General features: G+C 71.6%; 19 protein-coding genes. 11 read left to right on the top strand and 8 right to left on the bottom strand.

The window, feature by feature from the left end; genetic code table 11:
• Positions 1 to 40: 40 nt before the first annotated feature.
• Entirely contained in the window at positions 41 to 1,486 is a 1,446-nt protein-coding gene (gene dgt, locus JGU66_13995; protein ID MBJ6761881.1) for a dNTP triphosphohydrolase, read from the bottom strand.
• A 198-nt stretch (positions 1,487 to 1,684) separates the two neighbouring features.
• On the opposite strand from dgt, the gene JGU66_13990 reads away from it, so the two are divergent.
• Positions 1,685 to 2,200 carry an OmpA family protein gene (locus JGU66_13990; protein ID MBJ6761880.1) on the top strand — a complete coding sequence of 172 codons (516 nt, stop codon included), beginning with the start codon at positions 1,685 to 1,687 and terminating at the stop codon, positions 2,198 to 2,200.
• Between the two features lie 39 nt (positions 2,201 to 2,239).
• Here the strand turns inward: JGU66_13990 and JGU66_13985 are convergent, their stop codons facing one another.
• Complete coding sequence (locus JGU66_13985) at positions 2,240 to 3,886, bottom strand: GMC family oxidoreductase (GenBank protein MBJ6761879.1); 1,647 nt, start codon at positions 3,884 to 3,886, stop codon at positions 2,240 to 2,242.
• A 125-nt stretch (positions 3,887 to 4,011) separates the two neighbouring features.
• Entirely contained in the window at positions 4,012 to 4,203 is a 192-nt protein-coding gene (locus JGU66_13980; GenBank protein ID MBJ6761878.1) for a hypothetical protein, read from the bottom strand.
• Between the two features lie 139 nt (positions 4,204 to 4,342).
• On the opposite strand from JGU66_13980, the gene JGU66_13975 reads away from it, so the two are divergent.
• On the top strand, positions 4,343 to 4,798 hold the full coding sequence (locus tag JGU66_13975) for a hypothetical protein (protein MBJ6761877.1): 456 nt from the start codon (positions 4,343 to 4,345) through the stop codon (positions 4,796 to 4,798).
• 13 nt (positions 4,799 to 4,811) lie between these two features.
• Here JGU66_13975 and xth read toward each other — a convergent pair whose 3' ends face one another.
• Entirely contained in the window at positions 4,812 to 5,582 is a 771-nt protein-coding gene (xth, locus tag JGU66_13970) for an exodeoxyribonuclease III (GenBank protein ID MBJ6761876.1), read from the bottom strand.
• A gap of 191 nt (positions 5,583 to 5,773) precedes the next feature.
• Here xth and JGU66_13965 point away from each other — a divergent pair, with 191 nt between their 5' ends.
• The 5 genes from JGU66_13965 (at position 5,774) to JGU66_13945 (ending at position 13,919) form a co-directional block, all read left to right on the top strand.
• Positions 5,774 to 6,805 carry a tetratricopeptide repeat protein gene (locus JGU66_13965; GenBank protein MBJ6761875.1) on the top strand — a complete coding sequence of 344 codons (1,032 nt, stop codon included), beginning with the start codon at positions 5,774 to 5,776 and terminating at the stop codon, positions 6,803 to 6,805.
• 104 nt (positions 6,806 to 6,909) lie between these two features.
• Positions 6,910 to 9,522 carry a PBP1A family penicillin-binding protein gene (locus JGU66_13960; GenBank protein ID MBJ6761874.1) on the top strand — a complete coding sequence of 871 codons (2,613 nt, stop codon included), beginning with the start codon at positions 6,910 to 6,912 and terminating at the stop codon, positions 9,520 to 9,522.
• Positions 9,523 to 9,539: 17 nt separating this feature from the next.
• Positions 9,540 to 10,886, top strand: a complete 1,347-nt coding sequence (locus JGU66_13955) for a VCBS repeat-containing protein (GenBank protein MBJ6761873.1) — start codon at positions 9,540 to 9,542, stop codon at positions 10,884 to 10,886.
• On the top strand, positions 10,883 to 12,256 hold the full coding sequence (locus JGU66_13950; GenBank protein ID MBJ6761872.1) for a peptide ABC transporter substrate-binding protein: 1,374 nt from the start codon (positions 10,883 to 10,885) through the stop codon (positions 12,254 to 12,256). The genes JGU66_13955 and JGU66_13950 overlap by 4 nt, the downstream gene beginning before the upstream one ends.
• 10 nt (positions 12,257 to 12,266) lie before the next feature.
• Positions 12,267 to 13,919: a HAMP domain-containing protein gene (locus JGU66_13945; GenBank protein MBJ6761871.1), complete on the top strand. Its 1,653-nt coding sequence runs from the start codon at positions 12,267 to 12,269 to the stop codon at positions 13,917 to 13,919.
• A gap of 57 nt (positions 13,920 to 13,976) precedes the next feature.
• Here the strand turns inward: JGU66_13945 and JGU66_13940 are convergent, their stop codons facing one another.
• Together JGU66_13940 and raiA are read right to left on the bottom strand one after the other, a co-directional pair.
• The gene (locus tag JGU66_13940) at positions 13,977 to 16,199 is read right to left on the bottom strand and encodes a cell division protein FtsK (protein MBJ6761870.1); all 2,223 of its coding nucleotides are present in this window, start codon (positions 16,197 to 16,199) and stop codon (positions 13,977 to 13,979) included.
• Between the two features lie 132 nt (positions 16,200 to 16,331).
• A complete protein-coding gene (gene raiA, locus JGU66_13935; GenBank protein MBJ6761869.1) occupies positions 16,332 to 16,691 on the bottom strand; it encodes a ribosome-associated translation inhibitor RaiA in 360 nt (119 codons plus the stop codon).
• A 159-nt stretch (positions 16,692 to 16,850) separates the two neighbouring features.
• Between raiA and JGU66_13930 the strand changes: the two genes are divergently transcribed.
• Both JGU66_13930 and JGU66_13925 read left to right on the top strand, forming a co-directional pair.
• The gene (locus JGU66_13930) at positions 16,851 to 17,213 is read left to right on the top strand and encodes a response regulator (GenBank protein MBJ6761868.1); all 363 of its coding nucleotides are present in this window, start codon (positions 16,851 to 16,853) and stop codon (positions 17,211 to 17,213) included.
• Between the two features lie 71 nt (positions 17,214 to 17,284).
• Positions 17,285 to 17,740, top strand: coding sequence for a hypothetical protein (locus tag JGU66_13925; GenBank protein ID MBJ6761867.1), 456 nt, complete (start codon positions 17,285 to 17,287; stop codon positions 17,738 to 17,740).
• Between the two features lies 1 nt (position 17,741).
• On the opposite strand, the gene JGU66_13920 is transcribed toward JGU66_13925, so the two are convergent.
• Both JGU66_13920 and JGU66_13915 read right to left on the bottom strand, forming a co-directional pair.
• Entirely contained in the window at positions 17,742 to 18,605 is an 864-nt protein-coding gene (locus JGU66_13920; GenBank protein MBJ6761866.1) for a DUF1460 domain-containing protein, read from the bottom strand.
• The gene (locus tag JGU66_13915; protein ID MBJ6761865.1) at positions 18,602 to 19,588 is read right to left on the bottom strand and encodes a HEAT repeat domain-containing protein; all 987 of its coding nucleotides are present in this window, start codon (positions 19,586 to 19,588) and stop codon (positions 18,602 to 18,604) included. Before JGU66_13915 ends, JGU66_13920 begins: the two co-directional genes overlap by 4 nt.
• A gap of 148 nt (positions 19,589 to 19,736) precedes the next feature.
• Between JGU66_13915 and JGU66_13910 the strand changes: the two genes are divergently transcribed.
• Both JGU66_13910 and JGU66_13905 read left to right on the top strand, forming a co-directional pair.
• Positions 19,737 to 20,051: a DUF4398 domain-containing protein gene (locus JGU66_13910; protein ID MBJ6761864.1), complete on the top strand. Its 315-nt coding sequence runs from the start codon at positions 19,737 to 19,739 to the stop codon at positions 20,049 to 20,051.
• 17 nt (positions 20,052 to 20,068) lie between these two features.
• Complete coding sequence (locus JGU66_13905; GenBank protein ID MBJ6761863.1) at positions 20,069 to 21,502, top strand: OmpA family protein; 1,434 nt, start codon at positions 20,069 to 20,071, stop codon at positions 21,500 to 21,502.
• Positions 21,503 to 21,574 lie beyond the last annotated feature (72 nt).

The raw sequence follows: 21,574 nt of genomic DNA, 5'->3' as shown, positions 1-21,574 counted from the left end.
GAGCCCGCGATGCCGCGCAGCAGTCGTGCCTGCCTTGTGGCTACGTGGGGAGCTTGATGCCAGACAGGCGCTGGAACAGCTCCACCGCGAACCCATCCGTCATCCCGGAGATGGAGTCCGTCACGCACAGCAGGCGCTGGTACGGCGTCAGGCGACGGATGGCCTCGTCGCGACTCGGGGGACTCCGCCGATCCACCTCCGCGTGCTCGGGCCGCTGGAAGGACTCCACCGGCAGGAGCTGGCGCAGCTTGCGCTCCTCCTTGTTCGGCGCGTCCGTCACCACCGCGCCCGCGAACATGTCCAAGAGGCCGCCCAGCGTCTTGAAGCCCGCGCTCTCAATCTGAAGCACGCGCTCGCTCTCATAGCCATGCGCGCGCGTGACATCCTTGATGGCCTTCAACTGTTCGCGGACCTCGGGCAGCACGGAGACGAGCGGCGCCTCGAAGCGCCCCGCCTCCATCTCTGACACATGCTCCAGGAAGGCCGTCACGCACGCGGGGATGAGCAGGCCAATGGCGCGCGCCCGAGCCTGGGCCATGCGCGTCTCTCCATGCGAATGCGGCGCGCGGCTCCCGTGCTTCGGCGGCAGCACGGCCTCCAGGAGTTCGCAGGCTCGCTCCATCGGAACGAGTCCCAGCTTCGCGGAGTCCTCCAGGTCGATGACCGCGTAGCAGATGTCGTCCGCCGCCTCGACGAGGAAGGCCAGCGGGTGCCGGGAGAAGACGCCCGGCTCGCGCTCCACCAACCCCACCGCGCGATACGCCTCCAGCGCCAGCTCGACGTCGTCCTGGAAGTAACCGAACTTCTTCTCGGACACGAAGCCTTCGCGGCGCGCCCGCTCGCCCGGCAACACCGAGGGCCGGGGGTACTTGCCCATCGCGCCGAGCAGCGCCGCGGTGTAGCGCAGCCCCCCTCGTCGCTCCCGCGACTGGAGCCGGGTGAGGATGCGGAAGCCCTGCGCGTTGCCCTCGAAGAGCGTGAGGTCCGTGCGCTCCGCTGGAGACGCGAAGCGCTCGGGCCAGGGCGAGCCAGGAGCGGCCAGCCGCTGCTCCACCCAGTGCTGGATGGCCGACTCGCCCGAGTGGCCGAAGGGCGGGTTGCCAATGTCATGTGCCAGACATCCCGCCGCCACGATGGTGCCCAGGTGCGAGGGCTCCACGTCCACGCCGCTCGCGCGCAGGTGACGCCCCGCGAGCTGTCCAAGAGAACGGCCGACGCACGAGGCCTCGATGCTGTGGGTCAACCGCGTGCGTGTGTAGTCGCTCGACGAGAGGGGAAACACCTGCGTCTTGTCGTGCAGGCAGCGGAACTCGCTGGAGAAGACGATGCGGTCGTAGTCGCGGTCGTAGTCGGTGCGCTCATCCGGGAGCAGCCGCTCCTCGGCGGAAGCGGGCTGGGGCGAGGCGGACTCCGGCTTGGGCTCCGCTCCCACGCGATGGCCCGACAGGAGCCGTCGCCAGATGTCCGTCCGGGGGGTGTCACTCATGGGGGCCTCGCCTCCTTGCGCGCCGAGCGGCGAATCGTGCGCTGGCCGCGAGGCGAGGCAAGTTTCACGGCCCGTCCGCCACGCCACGGCCGGCTCCCCCGCGAGGGGACGGGCATGATGGGGCTGGACGCGGCGCCACCGCGTGGGCAGCCTTGCGCCCCGTTCCAGTCAGAACCCGGAACTTGGAGGCATCCGAACATGAAGCTCAAGGCACTGTGCATCGCCGTGTCCCTGCTGGCCGTTCCCGGAGTGGCCGGGGCGCAGGGCGCGCTCGACCAGTTCAAGAAGGCGGCGGGCGACGCGGGCAAGGCCACGGTGGAGAAGCGCGTCAACACCAAGCTGCTCGAAGATGCGCGCAAGAACCAGTGCAGCTTCAAGACGGGCACCGCCGAGCTGGCGCCCGGCTGCGGCGACCGACTGAAGAAGCTCACCGCCGCGCTGGTCGATGCCAAGAAGCAGCTCGATGGCGCGGGCGCCAAGAGCTACACCTTCGAGGTCGCCGGCCACACCGACTCCACCGGTGACGCCGCGAAGAACAAGAAGCTCAGCGAGGACCGCGCCGAGACCATCGTCAAGGAGCTGGTCGCGCGCGGCATCCCCCGCGGCGAAATCAAGGCGGTGGGCTACGGCTCCGAGAAGCTGCTCGTGAAGCCGGACAACACCGAGGCCAAGAAGGCCAAGAACCGCCGCTACGAAGTGCAGGTCCGGCTGTAGTGCTCGGCTCGGGAGGAAGGGCCCGCCCTTCCTCCCGGCTCAGCCGCCCGCCGCGAGGTGCGGTGCCCGCGGCGCGGACGGCGCCTCCACTCGCGCCTCCGTGTCGCCCCGCGGGCGCTCCTTCGCGGCGGGGATGAAGGTCATGGCCCGCTCGGCGAGCGCGGTGATGGTGAGCGAGGGATTCACCCCGGGGTTCGCCGAGATGGCCGAGCCGTCCACCACGTAGAGCCCGTCGTAGCCGAAGAGGCGGTGGCGGTGGTCGATGACGCCCGTCTCGGCCGAGTCGCCCATGCACGCGCCGCCCAGGATGTGCGCGGTGGTCGGGCTGCCCAGCACCGTCTCGCTGACCATCGTCATCGCGTAGCCATCCAGCTTCTGTGACACGCGCCGCGCCAGGTCGAACGCCTCCGGCATGTTGGCCGTGGGCGCGGGCCCCTCCTGCAAGCCCGTGACGAGCCCCTTGCGCCCCCCCGTGGCCACGCCTCGACCGCGACGCAGCCGCAGGTGTCCTTCCATCGTGCGCATGTAGAGAAGAATCATGGTGCGCCGGGCGAAGTTGGGGACGAACCACGCCTTGAGGAAGCGCAGCGGGTGACGGGCCAGCAACATGGCCAGCCGCCCCAGGCGCGCCACCAACGTGCGCCCCTCCACGTGCGGCGCCATCAACAGCCGGAAGAAGCCCGAGCCATCCGAGTAGCGCACGGGCTCCAGGTGCGAGTGCGCGTCCGTGTGGAGGATGGAGCCGATGGCGATGCCCTTGGACAGGTCGCGCTTCGGGTCACCGCTGACGATGCCGATGAGCGCCTCGGAGTTGGTGCGCACGCCATCGCCCAGGCGCTCCGACACGCGCGGCAGTCCGTCTGGGTCCGCCTTGAGCTTGAGGAGCAGATCCAGGGTGCCGAGCACGCCACCCGCGAAGATGACGTGCCGCGCGGTGAAGCGGCGCCGGGTCCGGAAGAAGCCCGTGCCCTCGAGCGCCTGGACCTCGTAGCCACCCTCAGGCAGCGGGCGCACCCAGGTGGCCTCGGTGTCCGCGTGCAGCGTGAGGCCGCGCCGCTCCGCCAGGTAGAGGTAGTTCTTGTCGAGCGTGTTCTTCGAGCCGTGGCGACACCCCAGCATGCAGCCGCCACAGGCGATGCAGCCGGTGCGCTCGGGGCCCTCGCCCTGGAAGTAGGGGTCCGGCACGGTGACGCCCGGCTCGCCGAAGTAGACGGCCACCGTGGTGGGCTGGAAGTCCGTGCGGCCCAGGTCCTGGCCCACGGATTCGAGGACCTGATCCGGATACGTGCGCAGCGGGTTGGGCGTGGCGCCGAGCATCCGGCGCGCGGTGACGTAGTGCGGCCCGAGCTCGGTCTTCCAGTCCGCCAGGTGGCCCCAGGAGTGGGCCTCGAAGAAGTCGTCCTTTGGGATGGGCAGCGTGTTCGCGTACACCAGCGAGCCCCCGCCCACCCCCACGCCGGACAACACCGTGACGTGGCGGAAGAACGTCATCTTGAAGAGCCCGCGCCAGCCGAGCTGCGGCATCCACAGCCAGCGCTTGAGGTTCCAGTTCGTCTTGGGGAAGTCCTGGGCCTGGAGGCGGCGGCCCTTCTCCAGCATCACCACCCGGTAGCCCTTCTCGGTCAGCCGCAACGCACTGACGCTGCCGCCAAAACCCGAGCCGATGATGAGCCAGTCACAGTCCATGTCGCGCCTCCACTCCGGGGCAACCCGGAAGGTCGCACTCTATGACAATGACTGGCGCCCCCGACTCGATGATGCAGGGGTCGGAGCGCGGAGTGAACGCTTGCCTGGGATGCGACGAAGCCGGATCAACCCTCCGTCGAGGGGGGCCGGGCCACGAAGAGGGCGCAGGCCCGGACGGGCTGGGGCGCGTACTTCTGGGGCAGCAACGGGCACATGATGAACGTGGAGGTCCGCGTCTGGACGTACCGAGGCGGCGCCCCGCAGCGATGGCACAAGCTCTCCGGGAACGGCAACGGCTCAGGGGGCGTCGTCGACATGCGAGGGCGAGCATCGCATGCCGACCTGAGCCCGCAAGCACGCCACGCCACGAGGAGGGTCGCTCGCGCCCTCGGTCATTCGTCCGACGGACATGGAGCGGATTCTCCCCAGGGAGCCGCGCCCCTAGGTTTGCGGGTCATGGATCCACGTTCACTCGACGAGCGGCTCACCATCCGGACGCCCTGCCAGATGAAGTGGGGGGACATGCAGGGCGATGAGCGCGTGCGCCACTGCGCCGCGTGCCGGCTCGACGTCTACAACGTGCGCGAGATGACGACGCCCGAGGTGGAGGCCCTGCTCCAGCCCGGCGGCCGGGTCTGCGTGCGGCTGTACCGTCGGAACGATGGCACCGTCGTCACGGGGGATTGCCGCCGCATCTGGACCACGGAGCGCTCCGAGGCGCTCGCGCTCCTGTCGACCGTCACCACGGTGGCCGGGGCCATCGCGCTGCTCGTCACCATCGCCGTGCTCTCGGTCATCCTCTTCGGGGATGACCTCCGCAAGCTGCTCGGCGAGTCCACCGCGGGCGCGCTCGCGGGCACGGGCCCCGCGCCCACCTTGCCCGTGACCCAAGGGGCGCGCCTGGGGAAGTAGCGCCCACGGGGCTTCAGTCGCGCAGCTCGGCCCAGACCGGGGCGTGGTCACTGGGCTGCGGCCCCTTGCGCGCCTCGCGGTCCACGTCACACGCCGTCAGCCGCTCCACCAGCGGCGCGGAGAGGAACAGGTGGTCGATGCGCACGCCCTTGTTCTTGGGGAACGCCAGCATCCGGTAATCCCACCACGAGAACTTCTGCTCGGTCGGGTGCAGCTTGCGGAACGCATCCGTGAGTCCGAACGCGCCCACCTGCTGGAGCGCGTCCCGCTCGCGCATCGTGAACAGCGTCTGACCTTCCCACAGCGCCGGGTCGTGCACGTCGATGGGCTCGGGCGCCACGTTCCAGTCACCGCCCAGCACCAGCGCCTCGTCGGGCTTGTGCCGCGTGTCGAGGTAGCGGCGCAGGCGGCGGAACCACTCGAGCTTGTACACGTAGGCGTCCGAGTCCACCGACTGCCCGTTGGGCACGTACGCGCTCACCACGCGGACGCCGCGCACCGTCGCCGCGATGAGGCGCGCGTGGCTGTCCTCGACGCCATCCGACAGCCCCTTCACCACGTCCTGGGGCTCCTCACGCGCGAGGATGGCCACGCCGTTGTAGGTCTTCTGGCCGTGCACCGCGGCGAAGTAGCCCGCCTCGCGCACCGCCTCGAAGGGGAAGTCCGCGTCGACGCACTTCAGCTCCTGAAGGCAGAGGACGTCCGGCTGCGCGCTCTTCAGCCAGTCCACCAGGCGCTGCTGCCGAGCCCGCACCGAGTTCACGTTCCAGGTCGCAATCTTCATCGCGGCGACCGTCGCACGACACCCACGCGGTCGCCACGCTTTTCCCTGCTTCTGCGGCTGCCGGGCCACACCCTCCGTCCACGTCCCGGGCCACCGCGTTGGCACGCGCGTCGCAGTAGTCGCGGGTGGGAGCTGCGCCGCTCCCCGGCGCGCCTCGCCTGGCACGCCGAGCAGGAAGTCGAGGCCGCACCATGAGCCCCAGGAGCCGCACCGCCCCACCTCGCCGCGCCCCGTCGTCCCGAGAGGACTCGCTCACCCGAGCCCTGCGCAACGCGCTGTTGCCCGCCTGCTTCGCCGCGCTCGGCATCACCGCCTGGGGCGATGTCCCAGGCGCCCTCGCCTCGCGTTTCCATCACGCGCCCACCGCCCCGAGCGAGGCGACGCCCGTGCTCCTCTCCACGCCCGAGGCCCCGCGCGAAGTCGTGGCAGCAGCTCCGCTCGCCTCCACGCCCGACCTGCCCGTCGCTCCCGTCCCCGTTCCCGACGCGGATGGCCTGGGGCTGGCGCACTCCCACGGCCGGAAGGTGGATCACCTCGGTCGCTCGCGCGTGCTGAGCGAGCTGGGAGACCTGTCCGGTGCCCTCACCGAGTGCCGGCGTGCCCTCCATGACGAGCCCCTGGACTCGGACGCCCTCGCGGAGCTGGCTCGCCTGGCGCGGCTCGCGGGCCAGACGGAGCTGGCGCTCCAGGCCTACACGCGGCTCGGCCGCCTGGAGGCCTCGAGCACCGGGCCGCTGCTGCAACAGGCCCGCCTGCTGCTGTCGCTCGGCCGGGCCGCGGACGCGGTGCACGCGGGCGAGGAGGCGCTCTTGAGGGATCCGGAGGAGCCGGAGGTCTACCAGGTGCTCGGCCTCGCCCACCTGAGCGCGGGCGAGCTGGCCCTCGCCATCCTCCGCTTCCAGCAGGCGGTGCACCTGGACCCCGAGCACGGCTACGCCCTCAACAACCTGGGCTTCGCCTACCTGCGCGCCGGAGAGAACCAGAAGGCCATGGAGGTCCTCGCCCAGGCCGCCGCGCTGCTGCCCCACGTGGCCTACGTCCACAACAACCTGGGGGTCGCGTGCGAGCGACTCGGCCGGACAGAGGAGGCCCGCGCCGCGTACGCCACCGCCACGCGCCTGTCGCCGCGCTACGTCCAGGCCCGCGTCAACGCCGAGCGCATGAAGCGCCTCGCCCACGCCGACCCACCGCTGGCCCTGACCCCCGAGCTTCCCGCACCGTAGGCGGGCAGCCGGAAGACTCTCCTCGGGCGCGGGTTCCCGTCTCGCGCCCCTCGGTTTAACGTGCAGCCCCTTTCTTTCCGAGCGCCATGACTCCGGCCCGACCGATGCCCACATCCCCCCCCACCCCCGCTCCGGTGGGCCCCCCTCCCCCCGCGCGCCCCGGCCTGGGCGCGCGCCTGTGGCGGTGGACGAAGCGCCTGCTCGTGCTGGGCGCGGTGGGCCTGGTCCTCGCGCTGCTCACCGCCGTGGGCACCTACCTGTACTTCAGCCGCGACCTGCCCTCGGTGGAGGCCCTGCGCACCTACCAGCTCCCCCAGGTCACCAAGGTGACGTGCGGGGACGGCACGGTGTGCGCCGAGTACGCCGTGGAGCGCCGCACCATCGTGCGCATCGAGGACATGCCGCCCCATGTCCGCTACGCCTTCCTCGCCGCGGAGGACGCGGACTTCTACAAGCACGAGGGGCTCGACTTCTTCGGCATCGCGCGCGCGGCGGTGAAGAACCTCATCCCGGGCAGCCGCAAGTCCGGCGCCTCCACCATCACGCAGCAGGTGGTGAAGAACATGCTCCTGACGCCCGAGCGCCGCCTGTCGCGCAAGGTGCGGGAGTGGATCCTCACGCCGCGCGTGGAGGAGGCCCTCACGAAGGATCAGATCCTCAACCTCTACGTGAACCAGGCGTACTTCGGTCAGCGCCGCTACGGCATCGAGGAGGCGGCGCTCTTCTACTTCGGCAAGCACACGCAGGACCTCACGGTGGGCGAGGCCGCGGTGCTGGGCGGAACGGTGCAGCTCCCGCACCGCATCAACCCAGTGACGAACATGACCCGCGCCCGGTCGCGGCAGCACTACGTGCTGGAGCAGATGGCGCAGCACGGCTTCGTGCCCCGCGCCATCACCGAGGCGGAGAAGGCCAAGCCCATCGTGCTGGCGCCGCGCAAGGAGACGACGGGCGGCGAGTACTACGCGGAAGAGATTCGCCGCACGCTCATCGAGCGGTACGGCGAGAAGGCGGTGATGGAGGGCGGGCTGCGCGTGGACATCGCCATGCTGCCCAAGCTCCAGAGCACCGCCGAGCAGTCCGTGCGCGACGGCCTGGAGGCGCTGGACCGACGCCAGGGCTATCGGGGTGCGTTGGGGCGGATGGAGGCCGCGCGCTTCGAGCGGCTGCGCGCGCTCATCGCCCAGCGCATCGACGAAGCGGGTCGCCGGCAGAAGGACCAGGGCTATGTGGCGGATCTCGCGCCACTCGCCGCGGACACGGTCAACGCCCCCAAGGACGCCCCGGGCTCCAAGGGCGCGCGGACGCCGGACCTCGACGACGAGGGCAGCGAGGAGCAGCGCCCTGAGCTGACGCCCGAGGAAGAGGAGGCGCAGAGCCCCGAGCGCGAGCTGGCGGGTCGCGTGGGCTTGAAGCCGATTGAGGAGGGCCTGCGGCTGACGGGCTACGTCACCGAGGTGGACGCCAGGCGCAACGTGGCGCGCGTGGACCTGGTGGGCCGCACCGCCGAGGTCGCCTTCAGCACCGCGACGTGGGCAAGGCAGAAGGGCAGGGCCGCGCCCAAGGACATCACCGACGTGTTCGCCCCGGGTGAGTTCGTCTTCGTGCGCGTGCTCAAGGCCGCGCCCGCGCCGGCCTTCGTCGAGGCCGCGTTGGATCAGATTCCGGTGGCGCAGGGCGGGCTCGTGGTCATCAACCCCGCCAACCGGAACGTGGTCGCGCTGGTGGGCGGCTACGACGCGCGCCGCTCGGCCTTCAACCGCGCCACGCAGGCTCGGCGGCAGCCCGGCTCGTCCTTCAAGCCCTTCATCTACGCGGCGGCCATGGGCAGCGGGCGCTACACCCCGCTGTCGAAGGTGAACGACGCGCCGGAGACCATCCGCGATCCGTACACGGGCAAGACGTGGAAGCCGCAGAACTATGATCGCCAGTTCGAGGGACCCATGACGCTGCGCACGGCGCTCTCGAAGTCGAAGAACTCCGTGTCGGTGCGGCTCATCGAGGCCATCACCCCCGCGACGGCCATCGACTTCGCGCGGCGCGCGGGCATCCACTCGCCGATGCCGGAGAACCTCACCCTGGCGCTGGGCACGGGCGAAGTGACGATGCTGGAGGCGGCCAACGCGTACGCCACGCTCCAGGCCAACGGACGCTACGCCGAGCCGCTCATGCTGCTGCGCGTGCGCGACGCGCGCGGCACGGTGGTGGAGGAGCACCAGCCCGCCTTCGAGGAGACGCTGCCTCCGGCGGTGGCGTACCTCACCACCTCGCTCATGCGCAGCGTGGTGGAGGAGGGCTCGGCGCGCGCGGTGCGAGACCTGAACCGTCCCGCGGCGGGCAAGACGGGCACCACGAACGACGCGAAGGACACGTGGTTCTCTGGCTACACGACGGACTGGGTGGCCAGCGCGTGGGTGGGCTTCGACGACAACACCCCGCTTGGGGGCGCCGAGACGGGAGGTCGCGCCGCGCTGCCCATCTGGCTGAGCTTCATGCGCGTGGCCCATGAGGGCCTTCCCGCGCGCGACTTCGAGGTTCCCCCCGGCATCACGCAGGTGCGGATCGATCCCGCCACGGGGCTGCTCGCAGGCAACTCCGTCCCTGGCCGGTTGGAGCCCTTCCTCGAAGGCACCCAGCCCACCGCCGAGGCGCCTCCGCCCGGACAGGTGACGCCCGACAACTTCTTCATGGAGGACGGGGAGAAGAAGGGACTGTGAGCGCCTCTGCCCTCGCGGTGCCCCTGCTGCTCGCGCTCGCTGTGGCGGAGCCGTCTTCGTCCACCTCCGAGCCCAGCCCCATCACCGAGGCCACGCCCGCCCTGCCCCGATTGGCGCGGGCCGTGGCCGACGCGGTGCGCGCGGCGAGTCCCGAGGCGCCCATCGCAGTCTCGCTGAATGGCGGCTCGGTGGAGCTGCGCCAGGCCTTTGGCACCCTGCTCGCTTCGCGCCTGGCCGCGGCGGGACTGGCGCCGGTGGTGCTGCCTGCGCCGACCTCCGACGCGGTGGAGGCCGAGGCTCGCGCGCAGGGCGCACGCTCGCTCGTGCGACTCACGCTGGACGTGGACGCAGGCGAGGTGCTCGCTCGCGGAGACGTGCTGGGCACGTGGGTGAACTTCTGGTCGGGCCGCACGCCCACCCGCCCGCCGCGCCCGGCCGCCGCGTTGTCCGAGGGCGTGGAGGCGGATCCCACCGTGCTGGCGCTCGCGGCGGTGCGCGCGCCGACCCAGCCGCCCTCGGGTCCGCCGTCGCGGGGCGTGCGGTTGGTGGGCGCGGTCATGGCCCGGCTCGATGCGCCGCTCGCGGCCCTGGGCGCGGGAGACCTGGACGGCGATGGCAAGGATGAGATCATCGCCCTCACGGAGCACACGGTGTCCGTGTACGCGGCGGATGGGCGGCTCCTGGCCCGTCAGGAGCTGGTGGGCATGGCCCCGTCGCCGGCCACCACGCGCGAGCCGTTCGGCGCGGTGGCGGTGCTCGGAGGTCCGCCTCGGCTCGCGGTGTGGAGCAGTCAGCATGCGCGCGGCGCGCTCTTCGCGTTCGACCGCGCCCGCGCCGAGCTGCACACCCTGGGTGTCCTCGACGCCGTGGCGCTGGGGCCTCGTGAGCGAGGCGCGCCCGTACCAGGACAGACGGCGTTCCTCCCCGACGTGAAGCTGGCCGAGGGACATGGCCTCACCGTCCCCGCGCCCTTCACCACCGCGAGCATGGCGCCGCCCTGGCGTCTGTTCGTCCATCCGGACGGCACCGCATCGCTCTACGCGCGGCCGGGCGGAGTGCCCTCGCGGCTGAGCGGGCTGGGCGCGGGGAGCGCGCTGGGTGACCTCGATGGGGATGGAGTGCCTGAGCTGATCACCACGTCGCCGTTGCTCCAACCCACGCCGGACGTGCTGCGCGTGGTGTCGCTGGCCCATGACGCGCCCCTCGGACGCGAGCCGCTCTGGCAGGGCTCCTTGCCGGCCGGACGCGCGCTTCAGGTGGTGACGGCGGACCTGGACGGCGACAAGCGCCGGGCGGTCGTCGTTGGCCTCTGGAAGCCCGACGGCACCAGCGAGTTGTTCCTCCTGCGCCAAGGTGCGCCATGAAGTCCCGCACGGCCCTCGTCTGTCTTGCCCTCCTCGCTCCCGCGTCCGCGTCGCTCGCGGCCAGCCGCCCACGCTATGGCGGCGAGCTGCGCGTGGCCCACGCAGGCCCTCCCGAGGTCGCGGAGCCCGCGCTCGCGGACACGCCCATCGAAGCAACGCTCCTGGGCCTCCTGTCGCGGCCTGTGTGTCGCGTGACGCCCGACGGTGACGCGAGCCCCGCGCTCGCGCGTGCGCTGTCCAGGCCGGTGCCGCAAGCCGTCCGCGTGGACCTGGCGACACCCGCCTCGGCCACCGCGCTCGTCCGCGCGTGGTCGCGGCTGACCGGGCCGGATTCGCCCTCACCGTACCGAGCGCTCCTGTATCCCTTGCGCGCCGAGGGCCGACAGGTGACGGCGTCTGGAGCCTCCTTGGAGCTGGCGCTCGCGTTCCCCTGGCCCGACCTGGAGCGCGCGTTGTGCCACCCCGCGCTCGCGCCGCCTCTGGGCACGACCGCCAGTGGTCCCTTCACCGCATCGGGAAAGGGCGTCCTGGCGGCGCAGCTCGCGTGGCCCGAGGGCCGGCCCTACCTGGACAAGCTGGCGCTCACCGCCACGGACGAGCGCGGCCTCGCGCGCATGTGGACCGCGAAGCAGGTGCAGGTGGAGCTGGGCGCGCCCGCCGAGAACAACACCCAGGTCGGCGCGGCCCTGTACGCCACCTACCTGGCGTTCTCGCCGCGCAAGCTGCCCGCGGACTTCCGCCAGGCGTTCGAGAGCGCCATCGACCGGGACGACCTGACGCGCCTGTTCGTGCGAGGCCCTGCCGTGCCCATGCCGCACCTGCTGCCTCCCGCGCTGCTTGCCCAACCTGCGCGGGTCCGGCCCACCGCGCCCGCGCCCACGGCGGCACGAACGGTGACGCTCGTCTACGACTCGGCGCTGGAGGATCAGCGCGCGGTGGCCGAGCGCATCCAGGTGAAGCTGCACGACCGGGGCTATACGGTGGCGCTGGATCCGCAGCCCCGCGCGACGCTCCGCTCCCGCTGGGCTCGAGGCGACTTCGAGCTGATGCTGCAGGCCGTGCTGCTGCCACCGGTGCCCGGTCCCGCGCTCGCGGTCGTCCTGGACACGGCGGGCCGCAAGGACTTGCTCGGCGTGGAGCTGCCCGCGTTGGGCGCGCTGGCGGACGCGAGTGCGCGAGACGCTCGCGCACGAGAGCGAGCGATGGCGCTGGCGACCTCGGTGCCGCTGTTGCCTCTGTATGCACAGGGACTCGCGGCGCGCGTGGCCCCAGAAGTCATGGGCCTCACGATGGACGCCCAGGGCCTGCCCTTGCTGGATGGCGCATGGTTCCTCCCAGCCGATGGCACCGGCGCATCGGGGAGGCCATGAGGAGCACGGCATGCGGTTGAGGACTCGTCTGGCGCTGGCTTTCGCGCTGCTCGCCCTGGTGCCGCTTGCCGTGGTGGTGCCGCTCACGCTGTCGCGCCTGCGCGAGACGCTGTCTCGCGAGCAGACAGCCCGCATGGGCGCGGCCACCACCTCCGCGCAGGAGTCACTGGAGCGCTCGGCCACCACCGTGCGACGTGCGGTCGAAGAACTGGTGGAGAGCCCGGCCATGGAGGACCTCGCCCGCGAAGCGCGCGAGCGTCCCATGCTCGCCATCCAGGCCGGCACCGCCGAGGCCCTGATGAAGAGCCGAGGCCTCACGGTGCTCACGCTCTTCGACCGAAGTGGCACCGTCCTGTCATCCGGGCACCTGCCCGCGCGGCGCGGCGACCCCGACCCCGCCCTCTTCGCAGTCACGCGCGCCGCGCCGGAGCGCCCCGTTCCTGTGCGCGTCGAGGTACGCACCACGGCCGGGCTGCGACAGGCCCTGGCGCTCGTCTCGGCACGGCCGGTGGACTACGGAGACGCGCGCCTGTGGGCCGTGGGCGGAGTCCTGCTGGATGACGGGCTGGCCCAGCACTTGTCCCGCCTCACGCAAGCCGAAGTGACGCTGCTCGCGGGAGACACCACGCTGGCCCACGCAGGCAGCGCCGAGGCCCCCACGGTGGAGCGCCTGCTACCGCTGGGCGACGCGGCCTCGGTGCGCCTCACCTTCAGCCGGGCAGCGGCGAGAGAGGCCGTGCAAGGCGTCATGCGGGCCTTCCTCCTCCTGGCCGCGCTGGGCATGGCCTTCGCCGCGCTGCTGGGCCTGCTCGTGTCGCGCTGGATGACTCGGCCGGTGGAGGCCCTCACGTCCGGAGCGCGGCGAGTCGCCGAGGGCGCGCTGGACGTGCAGGTGACAACGGAAGCCTCAGGCGAGTTGGGCGAGCTGGTCCGCGCGTTCAACCACATGACCTCCGAGCTGCAAGCCACCACCGAGCGGCTGATGGCCAGTGAGCGCATCGCCGCCTGGCAGGAGGTGGCGAGGCGACTGGCGCACGAGATCAAGAACCCGCTCACCCCCATCCGCATGTCACTGGAGACGCTGTTGGCCGCGCAGGCCTCGGCGCATCCCAGCTTCCCCACCCTCTTCAAGGAGAGCGCGGGCGTGGTGCTGGAAGAGGTGGATCGCCTGCGACGCATCGTGGACGAGTTCAGCCACTTCGCCCGACTGCCCAAGCCACAGCTCACGCGAGTGGACCTGGGCGAGCTGACCCAGAGCGTCCTGGCGCTGTACGCCTCTCCACCCGAGGGCATTCAGTTGCTGCCCGCGGTGCAGGAGGGCGTGGTGGCGAGAGCCGACCGGGATCAGCTCACCCAGGTGCTGGTGAACCTGGTGAAGAACGCCGAGGAGGCGATGGCGCAGAAAGGTGGCGCCTTGCGCGTGCGCGTGAAGGGCACGGACTCGGACGCCGTCATCGAGGTGGAGGACAGCGGCCCCGGCATCCCGCCCGAGCACCGCGCTCGCATCTTCGAGCCCTACTTCACCACCAAGGACGGCGGCACCGGCCTGGGGCTCGCCATCGCGGCGAGAATCCTCCAGGAGCACGGCGGCAAGCTGGAGGTCAGTGGCGAACCCGGCCAGGGCGCACGCTTCACGGTGGTGCTGCCCCGCGCGAACATCTGACAAGACGCGCAGGTGGCGAGGCTCGCGCGCGCAGTGGGCGCGAGCCTCAGCCGTGCGTCAGTCCTTGACGGGCGTCGCCTTGAGCGCCGCCTTGCCTTCCTTCACGTAGACCTGGAAGCGCACCGTCTTGCACGCATACTTCTGGACGAGCTGTTCCTTGTTCTTGCGGAGCTTCTGCTGGAACTTGTCGTAGGTGAGCCCATCCGCCGGCTCGCCGCAGCGCTCGCGGGTGGTGACGAACTCCCGGAACACTTCCTGGAAGTGCTGCTCCTCGGAGAGCGCGACCGCGGCCGCGCTGCCCGACGGGGACAGGCCCGGCAGCGGGACCGCGGCGCCACGAGGCGGAGGCATCGGAATGGCCTCGGACGTCTGGGGCCGAACACTCGCCTGGAGCAACTCGCGGGGAATCGCGGCGACGCGCGTCGTCTCCGCATTGCCCAGGGGCTCGGAGGACTGCGCCGCGGCCAGGGCGAACGGATCCGCCGCCTGCTGGAGCGAGTACGCCGCGGTGGGCTGATCCTCGAAGGCGAACGCGCCCCGACGCGGCGCGGCCGTGGCGATGGCCTCGGCGGGCGGCTGCGCCATGGGGTCCGGCTCGAAGGGCATGGCGGGCTGCGCGTACTGCGGCTGCGCGTAGGTCGGCGACGGAGGCGCGGGGAACGGGAACGCATCCGCACCCGCGAACGGATCCGCCACGGGCGGAGGCGCCGAGAACGGATCATGCGCGGGCGGCGCGAACGCACTCGGCGACGGAGGCATGGCCCCGAACGGATCCGCCACGGGCGGAGGCGCCGAGAACGGATCATGCGCGGGCGGCGCGAACGCGCTCGGCGCCGGAGGCCTCGCCGCGAACGGATCCGCCACGGGCGGAGGCGCCGAGAACGGATCCTGCGCGGGCGGCGCGAACGCGCTCGGCGCCGGAGGCCTCGCCGCGAACGGATCCGCCACGGGCGGAGGCGCCGAGAACGGATCATGCGCGGGCGGCGCGAACGCGCTCGGCGCCGGAGGCATCGCCGCGAACGGATCCGCCACGGGCGGAGGCGCCGGGAACGGGAACGGCTCGGCCGCGGCGAACGGCTGCGGCGCATGAGCAGGCGGAGGCGCCGAGAACGGGTCATGCGCGGGCGGCGCGAACGCGCTCGGCGGCGCGGCCTGCGGAGCCGGGGCCGACTCCATCGGAGCCGCGGACACGGACATGGGCTGCGCGGCCATCGCGGCGGACAAACCGAGCGTGTCCCCCGAGCCCTGCGCATCGTCCTGCTGCGACGAGCGAGCGCTCCCCATCAGCAAGGTCCACACGAGCGCCAGCCCCAGGAGGCCGGCGAGGCCCATCACCGCGCTCTGCTGGTACGCCGCCAGCGCGCCCAGGACCGCCTGCGTGCTGGCCACGGCGACGACCTCCAGGGTCGTCCCCTCCAGCGCACGGCGGGCACCCACGAGCAGCGGCGCCTTGCCGCCCATCGCATCGCCGCTGGTGAACGCGGGCAGCATCACCGGGCCCAGGGCCTGAAGGTGCCCGGTGCTCAGCACGACATCCCGCGAGCCCACCGGCAGCTTCGCGAGCGAGCCCTCCGCCGCGGCCTTCTCCTTGCCCACGCCGCCCAGCACCTTGTCGCCCTGCACGAGCGCCAGCGCCGCGACGCCCGTCACATCCGCCGAGCCCTGCAGCAGGGTCTCCGCCACCAGCGGCGCGCCCACCACGAGCGTCACGGCCGGCGTGTTGCCCGACTCACCGCCCCACCGCAGCGGCACCGAGGCGAAGGCATGCGCGGCACCGAAGGCGTCCACCACCGTCGAGCCCGCCTTGGCGAGCGCGGGCGCGTCCAGCGCGGCGGCATCCGCGGAGGCCTCACCGCCGGCGCGCGCATGGAAGCTCGCGTCGCCCGCCACCAGCGCGATGACCACCCCCTGAAGCTCCTTGGGGACAGCGGCCTCGGCGGCGGTGCGCACCGCGGCGAAGCGCTCGGCCGTCAGCGGCAGCAGCTCCGGCTCGGCGTCCTGGGGCTTGTTGCGCTCGCGGGGATTGTGCGCCACCGGCGCGGGCGTCAGCGCGTGCACCGCGGCGGCCACATTGGGGCTCGCGGCCAGCTTCAGCGCGAGGGACTGCACCTCCGCGCGGCGTGCCTCCACGCGGCGGGACACCTCCGCGGCGCCCGAGGCGGCCTGCGCCGCGGCGCCCTCGACCGCACGTGCGCGCAGGGGCTCCGACAAGAGCGGGAGATGTGCCAGTCCCAGTCCGAGGACCAGGAACGCGAAGACGAGGAACTTGAGGCGGACCATCGCCGTCCTTTAGCCCGGGGTTGAAGGGTTCCGCTTATAGCGTCCACCGTTCCGCCCCAGCAAGGTTCCGGCCACTCGGGCCGTGAGGCCGGACGCCAGGGAGGCGTCCGGGATTTCACGGCCCGCGCCCCGTCAGTACGTCGGGACGTTCGCCGCCAGGTCCTGGGGCAGCCCTTCGGAAGGCGTGTCCCGGCGGCGGTCCACCGTGCGCTGGAGCGCTCGCTCCAACCGGTCACGCGTCGCGTCGATGGCCTGGAACAGCGTCTCAGCCGCCTCCGTGACATGCACAATCGGGAGGTTGGGCAGGCTCACCGTCGCCCGGCACTCCTTGTCCACGCCACCCTTGGGCCCGTTGACGTCCACCAGCGAGATGTCGATCTCCGCCGCCTCGTCCTCCGCGAACCGCTCCAGATGGCTCACCAGATGCTCGTCGACATAGGCGCGAATCGAGTCGGTCAGCTTCAGGTGCACTCCTCGCAGCAACACCTTCATGGCGTCACCTCCGGGGGCAAACATGGACAGCCCACCCTGGGTCGGTGAGGGAGTCCCCCACGCTCCCGCGCTCGCCCAGCGAGGGGACGACAAGGCCCCCGCCGCGCCGCACCACCGGCGCCGGACGTTTCCCCGCGACGCCGTGGGTTTTCAGAGCGCATGGGCTCCGAGCGAATCAAGGTGTTGGTGGTGGAGGACGACGGCGACAGCCGCGAGCTGCTCGCGGAGTTGCTGGAGACCGACTTCGAGGTCCGCACCGCGGGAGATGGGCTGGAGGGCCTGCGCGCCTTCGAGGCAGAGCCCGTCGACGTGGTGGTGACGGACGAGTCGTTGCCGGGAATGTGCGGCACCGAGCTGGCGCAGAAGGTGAAAGAGCAAGCGCCACACGCGCGCGTCATCCTCGTGTCCGGCTACGCCGAGGTGACCGGCGCCGAGTTCTGCGACGTGGTGCTGCGCAAGCCCATCGACGTGGAGCGCCTGAGCGCCGAGGTGGGCAACCTGGGAGACGCGGCCCGGCAGTGAGCAAGCCGCCGCATCTCCCTTCTGACGAGGCGCGGCCCCACATTCCAGGCATCCATCGGCCAGGAGGGCACATGAAGTACTGCGCCAGGTGCGGCTCGGAGTACCAGGACAGTGTCGGCCACTGCACGGACTGCCCCAACCACCCCGCCCTCGTCTCGGCCGAGGAGATGGAGCGGCGCGGCCTGCCCCTTCCCCATGACCTGGATCAACGCCGCTTCGTGCGCGCGGCCATCGCGGAGAATCCACTCACCGCCGAGGCCTTCGTGGAGATGATGCACGAGCGGAACATCCCCGTGCTGGTGCGTCCCGGACGCTCGGGCGTGGTGGACGAGCTGACCACCGGCGCGCTGCTGCCCTGGTGGGAGATTCGCGTGCCCGCCGAGGAGCAGGCGCGCGCCGCGACGCTGATGGAGCAGGAGCGCCGGCTGGAGCTCGCCAGCCAGGACGAGGCCGCGGCCGCGGCGGAGGCCGAGGAACGCGAGAGCGAAGAACCGCCCCCTCCACCGCCGGCCCTGCCCGCGCACTGACTCAGCGCGCGCCCATGCCCACGCCCGCCGCATCCGTGGGAGGGCGGCGCGGCTCGTAGAAGCTGACGCCCGTGACCTTCCACTTGTCGTACCGGGCATTGCGCGCGAGGAACGTCTCCAGGTCCTCATCCACCACGCGGTTGTAGCCCCCGCGCGAGGCGTGCCGCAGGTACGTGCGGTGCCGCTTCTGCACCACGAAGCCCAGATGGGAGATGCGCGTGGCCTTGAACGGCAAGTCCTCGCGCAGCACCACGAGCAACGTGCCCGAGGGCACATCGCGGGCATGCGCCAGCACTCGCGCGAGGGGCAGCATGTCGAGCGAGAACGTCCCCACGGGCTGGCGCTCGCGGGGCAGCACCAGCTCACGCGACGACTTCGACAGCCACGTCTGCTTCGTGAGCGTCTTGGCGACGGACACCACATCCGAGCCGCCGTAGCGCCGCGTCACGTCCGTCAGGAAGCCCTTGTGGACGTTGTTCGGGAGCCACTGCGCCTCCATGAGGTGGTTGCGGTCCTCGTACGTGGGCACGGACGCGTAGCGGATCCGCTCGAGCAGCGACGGCACCTGGGCATCGTCGCGCGCCAGGCTCATCGCCAGCGTCTCCTCGACGAACGTGAGGCAGTCTACCGCGTCCAGGCGGAACATCGGGTCGGGATCCACGCCCTGCCCCTCGCCCAGCGGCGAATGGACATAGGGCGTGTTGAGGAAGCGCTCGCTCATGGACAACAGCCGCTCGGAGAGCGGCGCATCGGCGTGCGAGGCGATGAGCGCGGCACGCTGCGCGAGGGTGAGGCCCTCCCAACCGTTCTGGCGCGCGGGAGCCTGGGACAACAGCGCCGCGACAAGCACGACCGCCGACATCATTTCGCCACACCCGCCTTGCGCAGGATGGCCTTGCGCTTGTCGTCCGCGAGCTGAAGCGTCTCCAGCTCCTTCTCGTAGACGAGCTTGTCCGTCCCCTTCGCGTTCCACGACGCCAGCACCAGCCAGTCGAGCATGGAGGCATCCCCGCCCTGGTACAGGATGCGCGCGGCGGCCGCGGCCAGCGCGCGCTCCTTGTCCTCCAAGAGCGGCTCCAGCGCGCGCGCGGACTTCTTCGCGGACACGCCCTCGTAGAGTTCCAGGCCCTGGCGCCGCACGAACTTGTCGGTCGAGGCGAGCAGCTTGCCCGCGAAGGCCACGCCCTCGGGCGCATCCAGCCGGACCAGGCCCCTGGCCGCCGCGAAGCGCGTGCCCTCCGAGCCACTGTCCAGGTACGCCTTCAGCGCGGGGATCTGCTTCTTGTCGCCCGTCTCTCCGGCGGACGCCAGCATGGCGGCGCGGACCTCCAGGTCCGTCTCGTCCTTCGCCGCGGACACCAGCACGCGCCCCATCTTCGGGTTGCCCGACGCCCCGAGCGCCCGGGCCGCCTCGCGGCGCACGCCACTGCTCTTGTCCTGCAGCAGCGGCAACACCGGCTCCACGACCCGGCTGCGAAGCCGCGCCAGCCCCTGCGCCGCGGACATGCGCACCGAGCCGTCCGCGTCCGACGTGAGCTGCACCAGCGCCCGCTCTCCGGCCCGAGACCCCAGGCCCGCGAGCAGCGATGCGAGGTTGCGGCGCGCGCGCTCATCGACGACTCGGCGCATCTGCTCGGAGATCTCCGCGGCCGCGTAGTCCTCCTCGCGCAGGTAGTGCAGCCGGGACAGCGCCGCCGCCACCGTCCCGCCCCGGATGACCTGGGCCACCACCTCGTCGGCCTCCATGCGGTGTTCGGCCTTCTTCACCGCGGTGGACGTAGCGCCCAAGGTGGGAGAGGCCCCCAGCAGCGCGAGGAGGACGAGGATGGAACGGGCGGAGGGGCGCACGGGACGGGGACGATGGCAAGCATGGGGGCATCCGTCAAAGAGTCGGACTCCGCCGTGCCTTCCCGCCTGCTCCGGTCTGCCCGATTCTTGACCCCCCGGGGGGCGATTGATACGACCGACCCTGACTCCTTCTGCGAGGCCCCACCCTATGAAGAGGCTGTCGGTCCTGTTGACGGTAGCGGGTGCGCTGGCCGCATGCGGCCCGGTGAAGACCACCGCGAACCTCCTCGATGCCGAGGTGCAGATTCAAGCCGCGCGCACCGCTGGCGCGGAGAAGGAGGCGCCCTACGAGTGGACCGCCGCCAATCTCTACCTGCAGAAGGCGCGCGAAGAGGTGGGCTACTCGGACTATCAGTCCGGCGTGGACTTCGCGGTGAAGGCCGCCCGCTTCGCCAACGAAGCGCGTGAGAAGTCCATGGCCGCGGCCGGCAGCGACGCACCCGCCCGTCCCCAGAACCCGTGACGCCCGAGCGCCCCCCGATGAAGCGTCTGTCCCTTGCAGCGCTGCTCCTCTTGCTGTCCTCCGCCTGTGTCAGCGGCAACAAGATTCGCGCGGACACCCAGGTGCTCCAGGCGGACGTCGAGCGCGCCCGGCGCAGCGGCGCCCTGCGATGCGCCCCTGCGGAGCTGGCCACCGCCGAGGCGAACCTCGACTTCGCCCGAGGCGAGCTGAGCCAGGGCGACAGCACCCGCGCCGCCCAGCACGTTCGCACCGCGGACGTGTCCATCAAGCGCGCGCTCGAGCTGTCCAAGAACTGCGGCCCGCGCCAGGTGCTGGTGCGAGACCGCCCTGAGCCGCAGCCCACGCCGCAGGCCCAGCCTCAGCAGCCGAAGGTCCAGCCGCAGCCCCAGCAGCCCTCGCAGGTCGTCGTCATCGAGGAGACGGACCGCGACGGCGACGGCGTGCTGGACAAGGACGACCCCTGCCCTGATCAGCCCGAGGACAAGGACGGCTTCCAGGACGAGGACGGCTGCCCCGAGCTGGACAACGACAACGACGGCATCCCGGACGCGGCCGACAAGTGCCCGCTCAACCCCGGCGTGGCCGAGAACAACGGCTGCCCGCAGGAAGCGCCCAAGGACCGCGACGGCGACGGCATCTTCGACAACGTCGACAAGTGCCCCGACCAGGCCGAGGACAAGGACGGCTTCCAGGACGAGGACGGCTGCCCTGAGCTGGACAACGACGCCGACGGCATCGTCGACAGCTCGGACAAGTGCCCCAACGAGGCCGGTCCGCTGCAGAACCTGGGCTGCCCCATCGTCGACAAGGACGGCGACGGCATCAACGACGACAAGGACAAGTGCCCGGACGAGCCCGAGGACAAGGACGGCTTCCAGGACGAGGACGGTTGTCCAGATCTCGACAATGACAGCGACGGTCTGCCGGACGGTCAGGACAAGTGCCCGCTCCAGGCCGGCCCTGCGGAGAACGGCGGCTGCCCGGACACGGACAAGGACAACGACGGCGTGGTGGACCGCCTGGATGCCTGCCCGGATCAGCCCGGCGTCAAGGAGGAGCGAGGCTGCGCCAAGCAGTACAAGCTCGTCGTCGTCACCCGGGATCGCATCGAGATCAAGAAGCAGATCCTCTTCGGTTCCGGGTCCGCGAAGATCATCGGCAAGCAGAGCCTCGCCATCCTGGACGACGTGGCCGCGGCGCTCCGTGATGCGCCCTACATCAAGAAGGTGCGCATCGAGGGCCACACCGACTCGATGGGCAACGACACGGCCAACCTGAAGCTGTCGCAGAAGCGAGCGGACGCGGTCATGGCGCAGCTACTGCGTCGGGGCATCGACCCGGGTCGCGCGGAGGCTGTGGGCTTCGGAGAGACGAAGCCCATCGCGCCCAACAACACCAAGGCCGGCCGCGCGCAGAACCGCCGCACCGAGTTCAACATCGTCGACCAGTAGCAAGGGTCCGCCCCACGGCGGACCGCCTCACCCGCGCCTCCCGAGAGTCCCCTCTCGCGGAGGCGCTGTCGC

The organism is Myxococcaceae bacterium JPH2 (genome assembly GCA_016458225.1).
GTDB lineage: Bacteria > Myxococcota > Myxococcia > Myxococcales > Myxococcaceae > Citreicoccus.
Note: the sequence above shows the minus strand (reverse complement) of the source record. Positions and strands in the feature narration are given on the sequence as shown.